General features: G+C 67.1%; 15 protein-coding genes. 3 read left to right on the plus strand and 12 right to left on the minus strand.

The features are described 5' to 3' along the window. Positions 1–5 precede the first annotated feature (5 nt). Complete coding sequence (locus tag QM748_RS01955) at positions 6–728, minus strand: fumarylacetoacetate hydrolase family protein (protein ID WP_415247993.1); 723 nt, start codon at positions 726–728, stop codon at positions 6–8. A gap of 213 nt (positions 729–941) precedes the next feature. On the opposite strand from QM748_RS01955, the gene QM748_RS01960 reads away from it, so the two are divergent. After that, positions 942–2,168, plus strand: coding sequence for a CynX/NimT family MFS transporter (locus tag QM748_RS01960; RefSeq protein WP_415245403.1), 1,227 nt, complete (start codon positions 942–944; stop codon positions 2,166–2,168). On the opposite strand, the gene QM748_RS01965 is transcribed toward QM748_RS01960, so the two are convergent. The 9 genes from QM748_RS01965 to QM748_RS02005 all read right to left on the minus strand — a co-directional run bounded on the left by QM748_RS01965 (position 2,169) and on the right by QM748_RS02005 (position 9,503). Further along, the gene (locus tag QM748_RS01965; protein ID WP_415245404.1) at positions 2,169–2,954 is read right to left on the minus strand and encodes a flagellar brake protein; all 786 of its coding nucleotides are present in this window, start codon (positions 2,952–2,954) and stop codon (positions 2,169–2,171) included. It lies immediately after the preceding gene. A 24-nt stretch (positions 2,955–2,978) separates the two neighbouring features. Then, positions 2,979–3,746 carry a flagellar brake protein gene (locus tag QM748_RS01970; protein ID WP_415245405.1) on the minus strand — a complete coding sequence of 256 codons (768 nt, stop codon included), beginning with the start codon at positions 3,744–3,746 and terminating at the stop codon, positions 2,979–2,981. Positions 3,747–3,788: 42 nt separating this feature from the next. Next, positions 3,789–4,160, minus strand: coding sequence for an EscU/YscU/HrcU family type III secretion system export apparatus switch protein (locus tag QM748_RS01975; protein ID WP_415245406.1), 372 nt, complete (start codon positions 4,158–4,160; stop codon positions 3,789–3,791). Continuing rightward, positions 4,153–5,283, minus strand: coding sequence for a flagellar hook-length control protein FliK (locus QM748_RS01980; RefSeq protein WP_415245407.1), 1,131 nt, complete (start codon positions 5,281–5,283; stop codon positions 4,153–4,155). Before QM748_RS01980 ends, QM748_RS01975 begins: the two co-directional genes overlap by 8 nt. Before the next feature lie 47 nt (positions 5,284–5,330). After that, positions 5,331–5,651, minus strand: coding sequence for a flagellar protein FliT (locus QM748_RS01985; protein ID WP_415245408.1), 321 nt, complete (start codon positions 5,649–5,651; stop codon positions 5,331–5,333). A gap of 14 nt (positions 5,652–5,665) precedes the next feature. After that, on the minus strand, positions 5,666–6,070 hold the full coding sequence (fliS, locus tag QM748_RS01990) for a flagellar export chaperone FliS (protein ID WP_415245409.1): 405 nt from the start codon (positions 6,068–6,070) through the stop codon (positions 5,666–5,668). Positions 6,071–6,084: 14 nt separating this feature from the next. After that, on the minus strand, positions 6,085–7,536 hold the full coding sequence (gene fliD, locus QM748_RS01995) for a flagellar filament capping protein FliD (protein WP_415245410.1): 1,452 nt from the start codon (positions 7,534–7,536) through the stop codon (positions 6,085–6,087). 23 nt (positions 7,537–7,559) lie between these two features. Next, positions 7,560–7,934, minus strand: a complete 375-nt coding sequence (locus QM748_RS02000) for a flagellar protein FlaG (RefSeq protein ID WP_415245411.1) — start codon at positions 7,932–7,934, stop codon at positions 7,560–7,562. A gap of 81 nt (positions 7,935–8,015) precedes the next feature. After that, positions 8,016–9,503: a flagellin gene (locus QM748_RS02005; RefSeq protein WP_415245412.1), complete on the minus strand. Its 1,488-nt coding sequence runs from the start codon at positions 9,501–9,503 to the stop codon at positions 8,016–8,018. 302 nt (positions 9,504–9,805) lie between these two features. Between QM748_RS02005 and QM748_RS02010 the strand changes: the two genes are divergently transcribed. Both QM748_RS02010 and QM748_RS02015 read left to right on the plus strand, forming a co-directional pair. Beyond that, on the plus strand, positions 9,806–10,186 hold the full coding sequence (locus QM748_RS02010) for a BTAD domain-containing putative transcriptional regulator (RefSeq protein WP_415245413.1): 381 nt from the start codon (positions 9,806–9,808) through the stop codon (positions 10,184–10,186). A gap of 133 nt (positions 10,187–10,319) precedes the next feature. Further along, positions 10,320–12,116 (plus strand): tetratricopeptide repeat protein, encoded by a 1,797-nt coding sequence (locus tag QM748_RS02015; protein ID WP_415247994.1) that lies wholly within the window; start codon positions 10,320–10,322, stop codon positions 12,114–12,116. Between the two features lie 175 nt (positions 12,117–12,291). On the opposite strand, the gene QM748_RS02020 is transcribed toward QM748_RS02015, so the two are convergent. Further along, positions 12,292–14,841: a glycosyltransferase gene (locus QM748_RS02020; protein ID WP_415245414.1), complete on the minus strand. Its 2,550-nt coding sequence runs from the start codon at positions 14,839–14,841 to the stop codon at positions 12,292–12,294. Then, positions 14,838–16,604: a tetratricopeptide repeat protein gene (locus QM748_RS02025; protein ID WP_415245415.1), complete on the minus strand. Its 1,767-nt coding sequence runs from the start codon at positions 16,602–16,604 to the stop codon at positions 14,838–14,840. The genes QM748_RS02020 and QM748_RS02025 overlap by 4 nt, the downstream gene beginning before the upstream one ends. Positions 16,605–16,619 lie beyond the last annotated feature (15 nt).

Raw genomic sequence — 16,619 nt, forward strand, 5'->3', positions numbered from 1 at the left:
GATGCTCATTCCGGTTCGCCGATTTCCAGCGCGATGCCGCCGACGCCTTCGATGTGGCCGCTGAGGCGGTCGCCCGGCTGCACCGCGCCGACGCCTTCGGGCGTGCCGGTGTAGATCAGATCGCCCGGCTGCAGGCGGTAGAAGCAGGACAGGTCGGCGATCAGCTCGCGGATGTTCCAGATCAGCATCGACAGGTCGCCCGACTGGCGCGTCTCGCCGTTGACCTGCAGCGTGATCGACCCCTTGTCAAGCACGCCGGGGCCGGCGGCCGGAACGATCTCGCCGCAGACCGCGCCGCGCTCGAAGTTCTTGCCCAGGTCCCAGGGGCGGCCCTGGCCCTGGCAGAGCTTCTGCAGGTCGCGGCGTGTCATGTCGAGGCCGGCGGCATAGCCATAGACAAGCCGGTCGGCGTCGGCTGTGGAAACCTTGAAGCCTTCGGCGCCGATGGCGACGACCAGCTCCATCTCGTGGTGGTAGTTGCCGGTGCCGGGCGGGTAGGGCACGCGCGCAGGCTTCGCGGTGCTGGTCTCGACCAGGCTGCCGGCATCCTTGATGAAGTAGAACGGCCGCATCGTCGCCTTGTCGATCGGCGTGCCCATCTCGATGGCGTGGCCCTGGTAGTTGCGGCCGACGCAGAAGATGCGCCGGACCGGCAGGCGCGCGCTGCTGCCGCGCACCGGCAGCGAGGGAACGGGGGCGGGGGGCCACAGGTAGTCGGTCTGGCTCATCGGTGCGTCGCTCGTGATGTGGTGGGTCTGCAAGCGGGCAAGCATGCCGCCAATCGATCCTGTCCGTCCAGCGCAGGTCTGCGCTTCATGCTCTTTCCGGCAGATTCGGGTGGCTCCGGGCGCACCGAACGGAGAGAATTCGTCCCTGGTCAGGAATCGATTCATGAGCGGCGGGCTGAAGCCCGACACGCTGGCGTGCATGTGGGGGAGTGGATGAAGGAAGGTGTGCAGCAGGAGCGGGCGGTGACGCACTGGCTGGCGGTTGCGGCGGCGCTGTTGTGCGGTATCGCGGTGGCCACCAACGTCGGCAAGGTGTCGATCATGATTTCGGCCTTGCGCGAGGATATGGGCCTGAGCCTGGTGCAGGCCGGCTGGCTGTCGTCGGCGATCAACGTGTTCGCGGTATGCGCCGCGGTGGTGTTCGGTTTCTCGGCCGACCGCATCGGCGGGCTGCGGCTGTGTCTGGCGGGGATCGGCCTGAGCCTGGCGGGCGGCGCCGCCAGCCTGGTGGCGGAGAGCTTTCCGCTGCTGCTGGTCGCGCGGGCGATCGAGGGGGCCGGCTACATGGCGGTGGCGGTGTCGGCGCCCATCCTGCTGTCGGCGGCGAGCCGGCTGGAGGATCGGCGTTTCGTGCTGGGCGTGTGGGGCACCTATATGCCGGGCGGCATCGGCCTGGTGATGATCGCCGCGCCCCTGCTGCAGGGGCTGGGCGGCTGGCGGGCGATATGGGGCTTCGCCATCGCCCTGCTGCTGGCGGGCGGGGTGTCGGCATGGCTGCAGCGGCGGCACTACCGCTTCGCCGAAGCGCCGGACGAGAGCAGGGAGGAAAGTGCGTTGGCGGTTGCACGGGAAGTCATGCGCCAGCCATTGGCATGGACCCTGGGGCTGCTGTTCGCGACCTGGGCGCTGCAGCATTTCACCCTGATCGTGTGGCTGCCGACCTTCCTGCGCGAGCAGCGCGGGCTGGACATGCACTGGGTCGCCGCGCTGTCCTGCATCATGGTGCTGGCCAATGTTCCGGGCAACGTCATCGGCGGCAGCTTGCTGCGGCGCGGCGTGGCGCGCGGCAAGCTGCTGGTGCTGGGCAGCAGCCTGAGCGGCCTGTTCATGTACGCCGCCTTTTCGCCGGGATTGCCGGATGGCGTGCGTTACCTGGCCTGCGTTGCGGTGTCCTTCGTCGGCGGGCTGATTCCGTCGTCGGTCCTGTCGGCTTCGACCGTCATCGCCCGCACTTCGCGCCAGATCGGCACGTTCCAGGGGCTGAGCCTGCAGATTTCCAATCTGGGGCAACTGCTCGGGCCGCCGCTGATCGCGGCCCTGGTCGCCAGCCGGGGCAGCTGGGAGGCCGCAGTGTCGCTGCCCGTCGGCGCGGCGATGCTGGGCGTGCTGCTGGGCGCGGCCGCGTGGCGCCTGGAAAAAGGATATGGCGCGAGGCGCTGATCACAACCCGCCGCGTTCGCGCGCGGCGCGTTCGCGGTCGGTGTTGAAGATGTAGCGCTGGATGGTGTTTTCGATGTTGCGCGGCAGGTCGACGAAGGCGAGGCCGACGCGCAGCATCTGCGAACCGCTGCGCTGTTCCTGCTTGTTGAGGTAGCAGACGCGCAACTGGACGATGATCGGATCGAGGTTCGGCAGCTGAAGCCGGCAGTCCTGCAGCCTCTCGCCGATGACGAGCTGCGAGGCATCCGGCGGCAGCTGCAGCGCGACGCCGCCGACGCTGATGTCGAGCAGGCGTCCTGCCAGCACGGCCGGAGTGCCGGCAGTCCCCCTGATGCTGATCTGGCCGCTGGCGGCATGGCTCAGCGGCACGCTCAGGCGGTAGGCGGCGCGGCGCTGCAGGCGCAGGATTTCGTCCGGCACGGACGCGTGGAACAGGCTGCGGCCGTTCTTTTCGCGGCTTTCGCGCAGATCGTGCAGGGCGAACTGGATGCGGATGTGTTCGAGCTGGGTCAGGCAGACGAGCTTGGGCGCATCCAGCACGCGGCGGTTGGTGTCAGCGTCGGGGCTGGCGTCCAGCACCAGGGTGTCCTCGTCGTCCGAGAGTTCGAGCGCTGCCGTGAGGAAGGAGCGGCCATTGCCGAAGTGTCCGGTGATCAGCGCGCGATGCTCGATCAGCTCCTGCAGCAGCTGGCGCACCTGCCGGTGTCCGCTGAGGATGTACTGTTCGATCGTGTCGCGGCGATCCATGTCGATCGGAGCGGGCGTGTTGTCGGCGTCGGAAGTCATGGCCTGTGTATCTGCCGGAAGGGATCATTCCAGGGCGCGCTGGCGTGCGCTGCGCTGGCGGTCGATCTTCAGGATGTAGCGTTGTATGGTTGCATCCGCCCCCGGCGGCATGTGCGAGAACTCGCAGCCTGCGCGCAGCATGCCGATGCCGTTCCGGGTGGTCAGGCGGAACAGGTTTCGTATCGTCAGATGTGCATTTATCGGCGGATTGTCGGGAAGCTTGATCCTGCAGCCGGAGAATTCGTCGCCCGGCGAGAAGGATGCATCGCTCGGCGGCACGGCGATGGCAATGCCGCCGCCGCTGATGTCGATGATGCGCCACGTCATCTCGCCGGCGTCGGGCAGGGGCACGCTGCAGCTCAGCGAATGGGTGGCCGGCGCCTGCAGGCGGTAGAACTCCCTGCGCTGCAGCCGCAGCAGCTCGGCGGGCATGGCGGCGCGGAAGGCGGCGCCCCTGCCCCAGGTCTGCAGCATGGGCTGTTCGAGCATGAACTGGATGCGGACCTTGTCGAGCTGGGTGACGCAATCGAGCTGAGCGGCCCGGCCGAGGCGGGCATTCACGGCCTCGTCGGGACTGCCGTCCAGCACCAGTGCCGAATTTTCGTCGTCGACCTGCAGCAATGCGGTCAGAAAGGAGTCGTCGCCCGGAATGGCGCGTGCCCTCAACAGCGCACGCGCATCGACGAGGCGGTGGAGCACGGCGGCGATTTCGCGCCTGTCCTTCAGCAGGTATTTCGACGGGTCGTCGGCCTGCAGCAGCTCGACGCGGGTCAACTCGTGTTCGATCGTCATGCCATGGAGGGAGGGTTCGTGTGCCGATGCTTATAGCACGACTCATCGTGGCCGGCGTGCCTGGTCTGGCGTGTCGGCCGGCGTATCCGCCGGTGCGGGGCGCAGGGATTCGGGCAGGTCGTGAGCCACCGGTGCGGGGCCGGTGTCGCCGCCTTGCTCGACGCTGTACAGCCAGGCCAGCAGTTCGGCCACGGCGATGTAGAGCTGCGGCGGAATCCGTGTATCGAGATCGACCTGCATCAGCAAGCTGACGAGTTCGGGCGATTCATGCACGTAGATGCCGGCTTCGCGGGCCCGCTCGAGAATCTCCCGCGCCAGCACGCCCTTGCCCTTGGCGACCACGCGCGGCGCCGTCTCGCCTGCGGTATAGGCCAGGGCGACGGCTTCGCTGCGCTGGGGCCTGGGCTCAGTCATTGCGGCGCTCCACCACCAGGCCGGTCAGCTTCAGGCCGGCGGCTTCGAGCGATTCGGCCAGCCTGGCGGCGCCGGCGTCCAGCGCGGCGATGCTGGCGTCGTCGTCCGAACGCAGGCGCAGCGCGACGCCGGCCGGCGTCAGCTGCATGTATGCATCGATGCTGCCCAGGCGCGGAAGAGTCAGTCGCAGCGTGGTGTTCCAGTCCTGTGCCGCCGTGCCGTCCTCGCCGTCGTCCCGCTCGGGGTCGTCGATGAACCATTCCATCTGCTGGCCTGGCCAGGCCTGGCCCTGCCATGCGTACTGGTGGGTGGCGAGCGCTTCCAGTTGCTGGTGGACCAAGGGCATCAGGCGTTCGGGAACCGGCGCGTGGGTGCTGTTGCGGGCCGGCGCGGTCTCGTCGGCGAGGGCGCGGACGGCCGTGTTGCTGCGCTCACTGCCGTCCGCGGCTTGTCCGCCGGACGTGGCCGTGCTGTGTGCCGCGGCCGCCTGCGGGGGCGGTCCGCCGGGGCTGGCGGTGCGTGCCCCTGCTGCCTGGGCGCCGGCCTGGGCCTGCGGTTCGCGCATCAGGCTGGTGCCGTCGCGTGTGCCCAGCACCCATTCGGCCTGGTGCGACTCGTAGAACAGGCCGCTCTGGCCCAATGCCTGGCGCAGCAGCGGCACCAGCGGCGCGCCGCTGGTGGGCGGGGCGTTGAGCAGCGGCTGGTTGCCGGCAAGATTTGCCGGGGGCGGCGAAGGTTGGCCCGTGAGCAGGAAGCTGATCAGCCGGCCGGTCTGGCTCAGCGCGGGCTGGGCCGAGGCATTGGCGCCGGCGGCGTCGTTGCCGACGACGCGGGCGATCACCGCCTGTTGCGTCACGCGCGAGGTTTCCAGTTCGAGCGTGTCGCCGGGCTTGGCCGAGGTGTTCAGCGCCAGCGTCATTTCCTTGCCGGCGACGATGGCGCGGAAGGAGCCGTCGGGCAGGGTACGCAACAGCGTGGCGAAAAAGCGCTGGCCTTGCTGCAGTTCCGGCAGCAGCGCCTGGATGTCGCGTGCGCGCTGAAGCCCGGCAACCGGCGGGTTGGTGTTGAAGAAGCTGGCCTCGGTGAGCGTTCTCAGCCGCGCGGCGAGGTCGGCAGGGATCATCGCGGTTCCCTCCATGCCCTGGGCACGCCCGCCCACGGCCGGATGCGTCAGACGCTGCCGTAGGTGTTGCGCACGTTACGGTTGCGTATCGTACCCGACAGCAGCTTGCGCGTGCTTTCCAGGCTGGGTTCGGCGTGGGTGCGGATCTGGGCGTCGAGTTCCAGCATGCGCTGGATCATCGCTGCCATTTCCCGCTGCGCCGGGTCCGGCAGCGCGGCGGTGTTGGCAGCGGTGGCCGCGGCAGCCTTGCGCAGGTCGGAACTGCTTGCTTCCAGCTCGGCGAGACGGCCCCAGTCGTTGCGCACTGCCGCCTCGGCCATGGCTTCGTACAGCGCCAGCATCTGCCGGCAGGTTTCCGGGCTCAGCATGTCGTTGCTCCGGTTCAGGCCGCGGCCTGTTCGGCGATGCCTGCCCAGGCTTCGCGCAGGCTGGAGAGCAGATTGATGACTTCGTTCAGCGCTGCTTCGCTGCTGTGCAGGTTGGCATACAGCAGGCGCTCGCTCATGTATTCGTACAGCGCGTTGAGCCGTCCGGCCAGATCGCCGCCGGCGTTCATGTCGAGGCTGACCTTGAGACCGTTGTCGATGATGTTGATGGCCTTGGAAATGGACTGGCCCTTGGTCGGGATGTCCTTGTTGCGGACGGCGACCAGCGCGGTGCCCAGCGCCAGCAGGGCGCCGTCGTACAGCATCAGGATGAGTTTGTGCGGGCTGGCCGCATCGACGCTGGTTTCGGTACCGACGCGGGCGTAGGCGGATGCGCGGTTGGCGTAGGAAGTGCCGAACATGGTGCCCAGTCTCCTTACCCGATCTTCGGCAGGTTGGCGAGCTGCTGGCTCAGGTAGCTGCTGGTCTGCGACATGCCGGCGAGCAGGGTGTCGAGCCGCGAGAATTCAATGCGGTAGCGCTCTTCCATGCTGGTGATGCGCTGGTCGATGCGGTCGAACTGATCCTTCAAGGACTTGATGTTGTCGTCGATGCCCTTGGTGCGGTTGGCGATCAGGCCGTTGTCGTCCAGCAGGCCGCCGAGGCGCTCGCTGAAGGTGGCGGCAAAGCCCTTGGTGGTGCCGGAGCCGCTGAAGAAGGCGAGCAGATCCTTGTCCGCATTCTCCAGCGCGGCGGTGAACTTGGCGCTGTCCAGCTCCAGCTTGCCGTCGGCCTTCACCAGACCGCTCTCCTTGTCCATCTTGGCGCCGCCGGCGATGCCGAGCTCGGCAAGAGAATGGACGCCGCCCAGCCCGCCGAGCGCCTCGTTGAGCGCGTTGCGCAGCGTGCTCTGGATGTTGCGCACGGTGGAGTCGCCCGTCAGCGTCGAGCCTTGGCGGGTGGCGCTGTCGTAGGCCGTCACCGACTTGAGGATGTCGACGACTTCGTTGTAGGCCTTGATGAAGCCATCGACCGCCTTGCGCGCCGGCTCGTTGTCGGTGGCGACCGTCAGCGTGCCTTTCAGGCTGGCCACGCCTTCTTCAGGCTCGTCGTTGAGGGTCAGGGTGACGCCTTCCAGCACGCCTTCGATGGTGTTCCTGCCGCGTGAAATCTCGATGCCGTCGACCTTCAGCCTGGCGTCCTGCGCAGCCTGCACGGAGTGCATCGCGCTGCCGCTGGCGCCGGTGCTCGGGTCGTAGCTCAGGCCTTCCAGGCCGTCGGTGCCGGTGAGCTTGAAGGCCATGTCGGCACCGGTGGCCGGGCCGTTGGGGGCTGCGCCGGTCAGCACCAGCTGGTCGACCTTGCCGTTGTTGACGATGCTGGCCTTGAGGCCGAGCGAGGCGTCCTTGTTGATGGCATCGCGCAGCTCGGCGAGCGTGCCGCCTTCGAATTCGAACGAGGACATGCGCTCGGCGTCGGCTTCGAAACTGCCGCTTTCGTTGACCGTGCCGAACTGGATGCTCAGGCGGCCGGCACCTGGTACGAAGCTGGTGGTGGCGTCGGTCGAGATGCGCTGTTCCTTGGCGAGCTGGAACACCTCGATCGAATGGCTGCCGGTTGCCGAACCCGCCGCGGCGCTGGCGCCGAAGCCCTTGCCGCTGACCGTGGCCTTGACGCCGCCGAACACGTCGTTCTTGCCCAGCGCCTCGGCCGCCGTCTGCAGGCCGCTCAGCGCACCCTTGATCTGGCCGAACGCGGAGAGCTTGGCGGTCTGCGCGGCTTCCTTGGTGACCAGCGGCTGCTGGGTCGTCCTGCGTTCGGCAGTGATGAGCTGGCTGACGATGGAGGTGATGTCGAGGACAGAGCCTCCGGACGTGATCGCGGCCATGATGTGTTCTCCTTCTGTGGCGCTCAGGCTTCCTGCTTGATCAGCAAACCCTGCAGCTTGTCCATCGCCTTGGCGATGGCAACGATTTCCTCGGATGGGATCTGGCGGATGACCTCGTCGGTGGAAGCATCCACAACCTTGACGATGGTACGGCCGATATCCTGGTCGATGGAGAATTGCAAATTCTGTGCCACAGGTGCGATGGCGGCACGCATTTCATCCACGGCCTGGGTGATCTGCTGTGCGCTGGGCTGCTGCACGGCTGCCGTGGTGACGGGCGGGGCACCGACGGCCACCGCCTCGGGGCTCGGAGCTGCAGCCTGCGGTGCAGTCTGGGTGGCTTGCGACAGGATGCGTGCCGTTTGCGGGATGGTGTTGCCGATCGATTCGATGTTCACGATTCACCTCCTTGATGGGCGAACGGCGCGAGACTCTTGCGAGCCCCGCGCCGGATGAGCTACATCGTCAGGCCGCGAGTATCAGCGCAGCAGCGACAGCACGTTGTTGGGCAGGGCGTTGGCCTGCGACAGCATCGCGGTACCGGCTTGCTGCAGGATCTGCGAGCGGGTCAGGTTGGCCGTTTCGGAAGCGAAGTCGGTGTCGCGGATGCGGCTGCGGGAGGCCGACATGTTTTCCGAAGTGGTCTGCAGGTTGGCGATCGTGGTCTCGAAGCGCGACTGCAGGGCGCCGTACTTGGCACGCTGGCTATTGACCGCCGCCAGGGCAGAGTCAACCAGTGCCAGACTGCGTTGTGCCGAGTCCACCGAGCTGACATCCAGGTCGGCCACTTTTTGCAACTGCCCCGATGCATTGTTGGAGTTGAAGAATGCTGTGGTGCTCTGGGCGGCGATGCTGAAGGAGCGCTCGGAGTCCAGCGCCAGCTGGCCGGTAGCGACGGCGGTGGCGCCCATGGCAGTGGCCGTGCCGCCGACGGTCGCTGCGGCCGAGCCACTCGCCGCGTTGGCGATGGTGATGTTCTCGCCGTTGGCATTGAGCAGGGTGATGCCATCGCCACCGTCATTGATGCGGGCCGTCACGCCGGTCTTCGCCGACACGTCATTGAAGGCATTGACCGCAGAGGCCAGGCCGTTCTGGTCGATGGCGCTGCCGACCGTGAAGGACACGGTCACGGCGGTGGCGTTGTCCGACTTCACGTCGAACTTGTACGAGGTGTTGGCCGTCATCGCGGTGACGTCGATTTCGGTCTTGGCTGAAGCCTTGACGCCGGTCTTGCCGGTTTCGGCATTGATCTGCTCGACGGCCTTCTTGGCCGAGGCGCCTGCGGCGATGGTGACGGTAGCAGCGCCCGTCGCACCGTTGATGGTGATCGTTTCTGCGGCGGTGTTGCGGGCGTTGGTCAGGGTGGCGCTCGAGGCAACTGCATTGGCCGTGCTGCCCGCGGTCAGGTCGCCCTTGGCGCCGGCGTCAGTAGCAACCTTGGAGCCGACGCGGTAGTTGCCGTACTGGGTGGTGCTGAAGTTGGCCGAGGTGGCGGTGATGCTCTGGCCCGCGTTGGCGCCGACCTGGAACACGGCGGAAGTGAAGGAGCCGTCGAGCAGCTTCTGGCCGTTGAATTCGGTGGTCTTGGCGATGCGGTCGAGTTCGGCCGTCAGCTCATTGACTTCGGCGTTGAGCGCCTTACGGTCGGAAGCGGAGTTGGTGGCGTTGGACGACTGCACGGCGAGCTGGCGGATGCGTTGCAGCACTTCGCCGGCGGATTCGAGCGCGCTTTCGGCGGTCTGGGCGAGCGAGATGCCGTCGTTGGCATTGCGGCGGGCCTGGTCGAGGCCGCGGATCTGGGCGGTGAAGCGTTCGGAGATGGCGAGGCCGGCGGCGTCGTCCTTGGCGCTGTTGATGCGCAGGCCGGAGGAGAGGCGTTGCAGCGAGGTGGCCAGCGAGCCGCCGGAACCGTTCAGGTGACGTTGGGCATTCAGCGACTGAACGTTGGTGTTGATGACTTGCGACATGATTGTTCTCCGTCAGAGAAGTATCAAAAAGAATCCGGCGGTACTGCTTTGAAGGCCGGGCAGTTCCAGGAGCCAGTCCGATAAACCGTTTTCCTGTGCTCTTGGTCCCATTAACGGCGGCAAGTTGCCGGACTTTAGGGATTTCTTGCCTGGGGGCGGCAATCCTTGCCGCGGGTCGATTGCCGCCGGGACAGGCCGCGCAGGGGCTGTGCGGGGCGGGGTAAGATGCGGCACTTTTCAAGCGCGGGCATCGCCTTGCCATGACAGCACACAGTTCCCTTTCGGCATCCGACCAGCGAATCTTGAGCGAAGCCGCGGCGCACTTCGCCGCCGGCCGGCATGCGCAGGCGGCGGAGCTGGCGCGCGGCCTGTGCCTGCGCCACGAGGGTTTCGGGCCCGCGCACAAGCTGCTCGGCAGCGCCCTGCATCTGCTGGGTGAGCATGGCGAAGCCGCGCGGGTGCTGCGTCTTGCAGCAGCGCTGCTGCCACGGGACGGGCAGACCTGGAGCAATCTCGGCAACGCCCTGAGCGCAGCGGGCGAACAGGCGGAAGCGATTGCCGCCCACCGCCAGGCGGTGGAACCTGCTGCCGGACGCGGCGACGCCGCGCTACAACCTGGCTTGCGCGCTGCTGGAGCAGGGCGGGCGTGTCGAAGCGCTGGAGCAGTTCTGGCTGGCTTATGAGCGCGCGCCGCAGGATGCCGAACTGGCCAGGCTGTGCCGCGAACTGCTGGTCGAAGTGGGCGATGCCGAGCTGAGGCAGGCTTTCTGCCGGCTCAACCTGAAGCATCTGCCGCAGGACGTGGGCGCGCTGGCGATGCTGGGTGCCCTGCTGATCGACGATCCGACTGGCGACAAGGCCGAAGCCGAGCGCCTGCTGCGCGCCGCGCTCGAGCTGGCGCCGGAAGATGCGCCGATCTGGTCGAACCTGTGCGTGCTGCTGCAAGGCCAGACGCGGCTGGCCGAGGCCATCGAGGCCGGCCAGCGCGCGGCGGCGCTGGCGCCGGAATGGGCGCTGGCGTTCAGCAACCTGGGAGCGGCCTTGCGTGCTGCCGGCGCCTGGCCGGAGGCGAAGCAGTGCTTTCGTCAGGCATTGGCCAATGACGGCGAATGCGCGGACGCCTGGTACAACCTGGGTTGCGTGTGCGTGGATATCGGCGAGCACGAGGAGGCTCGGGCCGCATTCGTCGAGGCCGTGTCACGCTCGCCGCGTCCTGCCTGGCTGCTGCAGGGCGCCCATGCCTGCCGCCTGGCGGTGGATTGGGAGGGCGCGGATTTGATGGAGGCAGAGCTGGTGCGCCAGCTGGCTGATGGCAGCCTGTCCACCGCCAGCGGCCATTGCCTGTCGCCATTCGTCTGGCTGACGACTCCGGGCAGCACGGCCGCAATGCAGTTGCAGGTGGCGTGCAATTTCGCCGCTCAGTTCGACGCACACGCGCCGTTGCCGGAGCGTGCGGTGGCCGGCAGGCGTGGCGATGCGCTGCGCATCGGCCTGCTGTCGGCGGATTTCCGCGACCATGCGACCGCCCACCTGATGACCGGTGTGCTGGAGGCGCTGGATCCCGCGCGCTTCCAGTTGATCGCCTACGATTACAGTCCGCCCGGGCGCGAGGGCGACGTCTACCGGCAGCGCCTGCGGGCGGCGATTGCCGAATGGGTGCAGGTCGCGGCGATGTCGGACCTCGAAGCGGCACGGCGGATGCGCGCCGACGGCGTGGACATCGCCATCGACCTCAAGGGCTGGACGCAAGGCTACCGCGCCGGCATCCTCGCCCATCGGCCGGCGCCGGTGCAGATGCAGTGGCTGGGCTTTCCCGGAACCATGGGAGCGCCCTGGCTGGACTACATCATTGCCGACGCGGTGGTGATTCCGCCCGGCGCCGAAGCCGGCTACAGCGAACGGGTGCTGCGCCTGCCGGCTTGCTACCAGCCAAACGACCGCGGGCGCGAGATCGGCGCCACGCCCGCCCGCGCCGCGCTCGGCCTGCCGGCGGATGCAGTGGTGCTGGCGGCCTTCCACCAGTATTACAAGATCACCCGCGACAGCTTTGCGCTATGGCTGCGCGTGCTGGCGCAGTGCCCGCGGGCCGTGCTGTGGCTGCTGGACGGGCCGGATGGCGGCAAGGCGGCTTTGATCCGCGAAGCGCAGGCTGCCGGCATCGATCCCGCCCGGCTGGTATGGGCGCCGCGCGTGCCGGCGGCGGAACACCTGGGGCGGCTGGGGCAGGCCGATCTGGCGCTGGACGCCTTTCCGGTGAACGCGCACACCACTGCCAGCGATGCCTTGTGGGCCGGCGTGCCGCAGCTGGCGCTGTGCGGCGACAGCTTCGTGTCGCGGGTGTCGGCCAGCATCGTCAGTGCGGCTGGCCTGCCGCAACTGGCGGCGGCGGATGCCGCCAGCTACGAGGCGCTGGTGCTGGAGCTGGTCAGGGATGGCGCGTGCCGCGCCGCCTTGCGCGAGCAGCTGCGCGCAACCCGCGAACAGGTGCCCTTGTTCGATGCACAGGCTTTTGCGCGCCATCTCGGCGACGGGCTGGAACTCGCGTGGGCGCGCTACCGGCAGGGGCTGCCGCCGGCGCATATCGATGCGCCGGGCGGCCGGGTGCCGGGCTGACGGGCGTCCGGCCGATGGAGGCCTGACAGGCAGCTGCGCGGACGGGAAGCGGCGGGCCAGCCCGCTGCTTCAGCGTGTCCAGGCGGCGAGCCATTCTTCCAGGTGGTCTTCCAGCATCCAGTGCTGGAGGACATGCTCCCGCAGGGCCTGGCCCTCGGCGCGGGTGGCGTCCAGGTCATGGATGCGTTCGCGGATGGCGGCGATCCAGGCCTGGGCGGTGCCGCCAACGCGTGTGATCGGGAAGCCGGCCTGCCGGTAAGGGCCAACGTTCGAGCACACCACGGCATAGCCAAGCGTGCCGTACTCCAGCAGCTTGAGCGGACTTTTGGCTTCGTTGAAGGCGTTGGCGTCGAGCGGAGCGAGGGCGATGTCCAGATCCATTTCGGCCAGCCGGGCGGGATAGGCGTCGAACGGCACTGGAGGGTAGAGGTGCCTGATGTATGGGCGCAGCTCCGGCCTGACGACGCCGAAGAATACCCAGTTCGACCTCCTTCGCCAGCGCCGGAACGATCTGGGCCAGCAGGCGCAGGTCGCCCAGGTGGGAGTCGCTGCCCGACCAGCCGACACGCGGCTTCCCGCGATTTTTGCGCGGCGGGGCGATCTGTCCCCAGACATCGGCGGGCAGGTAGTTCGGCGCGATCCTCACTTCCGGCGCCAGGGGGCCGTAGGCCTCGGCCAGTTGCGCGGTGGGTACCACCAGGCGGTCGCAGCAGCGCAGCGAGGCGTCGAAAGCCGACAGTGCGTCGGCGCCGAAATGCCGCGCAGCGGGGTTCTCGGGAGAAACCTCGGTCACCAGATCGTCCACTTCGACGATACGCAGCGCTTGGCTGGCTGTCCGGTAAACCTCGAGCGCACGCAGGTGGCGTTCGCTGGTGGGGTGCTGCACGACGATGGTGGCCAGCTCGGCCTTGGCGGCTTCGACCGGATCGAGAAAACGCTGGCTGGCATAGTTGCGGCCGAGGCCGGCGTCGTGCAGTGCGCGCGCCGGGATCAGCATCCGGTATTCGCCGCTGCCGCTGCGGTTGATCGGATGCACCAGGATGCGCGGCACGGGGTTCCACGGCGTCGGGTTCCAGGACAGCACCGCTTCGGGCTCAGGCTGGAGGGAGGTGCCGCCGAGGCTCAGGTTGGGGTTGGCGGCCGGGTCGCGCGCCAGCCGCGGCAGCCAGCGCCGGCGCAACGCGGCGGCTGCATCGTTGTCGGCAGGCGCATCGCCGGCGCCCGTGTCCAGCAGGGTGGCGAAAGGCGTCCACAGGATGTGCTTGCCGCCGGCGCCGAGCCGCAGGCAGAAATCCACGTCGGCCCAGGCGCTCGGGAAGTGTGCGTGATCGAAGCCGCCGACGGACGTCCAGGCATCGCGTGCCGTCAGCAGACAGGCGCTGCTGACGGCGGCAACGCGATGGATGACCTGGTTGCGCGCCAGCACGTCCGCCTCGTCGGCCGGCTGGCCGGCGAACGGCGTGGCTGCTGCGCCCTCGAGCCCCAGCAGATAGCCGCCATGCCGCAGGCGGCCGTCACTGCCCAGGAGGCGGGCGCCGACGGCCGCGACGTCCGGCTGCTGCAGCAAGGCGACCATTTCGCCGAGCCAATCCTGGTGCAGCGCCACGGTGCTCGGAGCCAGCACCAGCAGCAGGCTGCCGCTGGCGGACTGGGCACCGAAGCCGAGGCGGGCCGAAGTCGAGGACGCCGGGCCGTCGCCGAGCACGACGAGCCGCGGATCGCCCAGCTGCTGCAGGGCTTGCAGATAGGCCGCGGTTTCCGCTGCGAGGGCCTGGTGGCCGATCAGGATGATTTCGAAATCGGGATAACCGGCCTGTTCGAACAGGCTTTCGACGCAGGCCTGCAACTGCGCCAGCCTGCCGTCGATAGCAATCAGGATGGAAACGCGCGGCGTTGCGCGCAGCGGATGGAGAATGCGCGCGGTGCCGGCGACCAGGCCGGGATGCGCTTGCGTCTCCGGTGCGTAACGGGCCAGATGCCCTTGCAGGCAAGGCAGTTGCGGATAAGCGCCGTCGGGCAAGGGGCGAAGCGCCGGATGGCTTGCGCTGCGGTGGTACAGCACGTCCGGCAGATGGCCGAAAGCGTCCGCGGGGAGATGCTCCGCCAGCCGCAGGGCGAGATCGAATTCATCCTGCCCGCCGCCGATGTGCCGCCAGCCGCCCGCGGCTTGCCAGATGCTCTGCCGCGCCAGCAGCAGGCTGCCGATGTAGGCGCTGCCGCGCAGCCATTCCAGGTCGAAATCCGGCTTGAAGCGGGGCGAGTGGCGGCGGCCGCCCGCTTCGACGATGTCCTCGTCGGTGTAGACGGCATGCAATTGCGGGTTCGAGTGCAGGTATTCGGCCAGCACCAGCAAAGCGTGCGGCGCCAGCAGGTCGCCCGCGCGAACGACGCCGACCCAGTGGCCGGCGGGCGTGTCGCTCAGCGCCTGATCCAGCGCATTCCACACTGCTCCTCCCGGCAGCCAGGCCAGCCGGCTGCTGTTCAAGCCGGCGGGGGCGGGCTGGGGGCTGGCGACACTGACGAGCAGGCCGGAGTAATACTGCCCCGCAAGCGATTGCAGGCTGCGGGCCAGTGCCTGCGCATTGCCGTCTTCGTCGAGCACCACGAGGTGGAAGTGCGGCGGCGCGGGCCAGGCGGGGATGCGCTGTTCATAGGCCCTGGCGTCGCTGCCGTGGAAGCGGTGGGTGGCGATCCAGTCCTGGTAGGGGTCGTTGGCTGTGGTCATGTGGGAGGCGGGGCCGGTTTTTCAGACAGTAAGGCTTCCTGCGTGGGCGGCGTATCGTCTTCGTCGGAAACGGATGGCCGTGAGCCGGTGAGGGGATGATATTGCTCCCGCACTGCGCGGGCCTTGTCCTGCAATTTGTCGAGCAGCACGCGGGCGGTGTGGGCCTGGGCCCGATAACTGTTCAATGCATCGACCGCCCCGGTCCACTCGGGCGCCAGCCAGGAAATGTCGTCGAAGCGCGGCGAGGTGGACAGCAACACGTCGCGCACGAACAGATGCAGTTCGGTGTCGTCGGGTTCGCGCTTGAGGATGTTCGTGCAGGCCGCCAGGGTGCGCCATGACTCGCCTTGCATCGCGTATACGGCAGCGAGCTTGCGCAGGCAGTGGGTGGAAGAAAATTCCAGCGCGGCGCCTTTTAGCAATACATCTGCGGCTTCGTCGAGACGGTGCTGTTCGGCATGGATCTGGCCCAGCGTTTCGTACACTTCCCAGCGCAGTGTGCCGTGAGCGGCGAGTCGCATCAGTAGCGTCGTGGCCTGACCGCTTTGGCCGGCTTTCATGTGCGCATCGAGCTGTTCCAGAATCCGGGCTTCGTCCGAAAAGGAAAGCTGCGGCGAGGCATTGGAAGCCGTAACGGGTGCGGCCGCTGGAGAGGTGGGCTCGATGAGAGGACTTGCTGCGGCGGCAGTCCGGTCAAGCCAATTCGCCAGCTGTTGAACGGGCGATGAGTGATCAAAGTAAGAAAAGATACTGAGGCGAGAGACGGATTCCAGAAAATCGCTCAGGTGCGATGCTCGGTTTTCTGGTGACATGTTCCAGAAATTCTCTGTTTCCGCGCGTGTTCCTCCTTTGCTCCGTCCTTGTCCGGAAAGCGTGAACCTGTCATGGGTTGCAGCGATGAAGTTCTCGACCGTGACCCAGCAATGCCTGTGAGTGGTTTCGTAAAGTTCCCTGAAGCCCTGTGTTTCCTGGCGGAGCCGGTTCAGCACCTCAGGCTCGTCTTCCCAGCCTGCTCCTGCGGGAAGCCACCGATCCAGCCAGTCCTCTTTTTTCAGGAAAGGCGATGAAACCAGTACGACCGGACAACCGCACAGAATGGCCTCGGACATCAAGGCGGTTTCTTCGTAGCAATACAGTACAGAAGATTTTCTGAGAATTTCCGCCAGCTCCGCCGGTGGGCGTGGAATGTCCTGGCAAAGACTGATTGCGCGATCCTTCATGTCCTGCGGCACTTCATGGCCTGCCGATAGGTACTTGTGGGCGTAGTAGCAAGGTACGCTGCGATTTTCGTCGTGCGGATTGTCGTGATTGTTGAAAACGGAGACGTCAAGCAAAGGGAGTGTCAGCAATTCAGATTGCATTCCCGGAGACAATACCCATTCCGAAAAATGGAACAGGATCTCATTTTCGTACGAGCGCTTCGGGGTGAGGCGCCCCGGGCGGTTGAGCAGCCAGTATGCGACATGCGGGATGCCGAAAATATTGGCTGTGACGGTTTCCGGATATATTGCGATCGGCGTCTTTCCCGCCAGGAAGTGGTTTTTGATGTTCTCGGGCTGCAGGGTTGGAGCCCTGAGCTTCGGCAGTGTTTTCTGGCCAGGCGCAATGTATGCCTCGCAACCCAGTTCGTTCAGCGCGTGGCATAGCTGATGCAATGCGCGTACCCCGGCAGACCCCTGATGGTAGTCAGGCGCATAGATGTAGTACGGATTGTGCTGCGAGTGGAAAAAAACACTTATGGAGCGATCGCTGGGTGCAGGCATGGTGGCCGATAAGAA

The organism is Thauera sp. (genome assembly GCF_047601425.1).
In the GTDB taxonomy this organism is placed as follows: Bacteria; Pseudomonadota; Gammaproteobacteria; order Burkholderiales; family Rhodocyclaceae; genus Thauera.

Bases quoted from the DNA above. Each gene is read 5' to 3' on its own strand.
- QM748_RS01955 (WP_415247993.1), bottom strand. From the start codon at position 728: ATGAGCCAGACCGACTACCTGTGGCCCCCCGCCCCCGTTCCCTCGCTG.
- QM748_RS01960 (WP_415245403.1), top strand. From the start codon at position 942: ATGAAGGAAGGTGTGCAGCAGGAGCGGGCGGTGACGCACTGGCTGGCG.
- QM748_RS01965 (WP_415245404.1), bottom strand. From the start codon at position 2,954: ATGACTTCCGACGCCGACAACACGCCCGCTCCGATCGACATGGATCGC.
- QM748_RS01970 (WP_415245405.1), bottom strand. From the start codon at position 3,746: ATGACGATCGAACACGAGTTGACCCGCGTCGAGCTGCTGCAGGCCGAC.
- QM748_RS01975 (WP_415245406.1), bottom strand. From the start codon at position 4,160: ATGACTGAGCCCAGGCCCCAGCGCAGCGAAGCCGTCGCCCTGGCCTAT.
- QM748_RS01980 (WP_415245407.1), bottom strand. From the start codon at position 5,283: ATGATCCCTGCCGACCTCGCCGCGCGGCTGAGAACGCTCACCGAGGCC.
- QM748_RS01985 (WP_415245408.1), bottom strand. From the start codon at position 5,651: ATGCTGAGCCCGGAAACCTGCCGGCAGATGCTGGCGCTGTACGAAGCC.
- fliS (WP_415245409.1), bottom strand. From the start codon at position 6,070: ATGTTCGGCACTTCCTACGCCAACCGCGCATCCGCCTACGCCCGCGTC.
- fliD (WP_415245410.1), bottom strand. From the start codon at position 7,536: ATGGCCGCGATCACGTCCGGAGGCTCTGTCCTCGACATCACCTCCATC.
- QM748_RS02005 (WP_415245412.1), bottom strand. From the start codon at position 9,503: ATGTCGCAAGTCATCAACACCAACGTTCAGTCGCTGAATGCCCAACGT.
- QM748_RS02015 (WP_415247994.1), top strand. From the start codon at position 10,320: ATGCTGGGTGCCCTGCTGATCGACGATCCGACTGGCGACAAGGCCGAA.
- QM748_RS02020 (WP_415245414.1), bottom strand. From the start codon at position 14,841: ATGACCACAGCCAACGACCCCTACCAGGACTGGATCGCCACCCACCGC.
- QM748_RS02025 (WP_415245415.1), bottom strand. From the start codon at position 16,604: ATGCCTGCACCCAGCGATCGCTCCATAAGTGTTTTTTTCCACTCGCAG.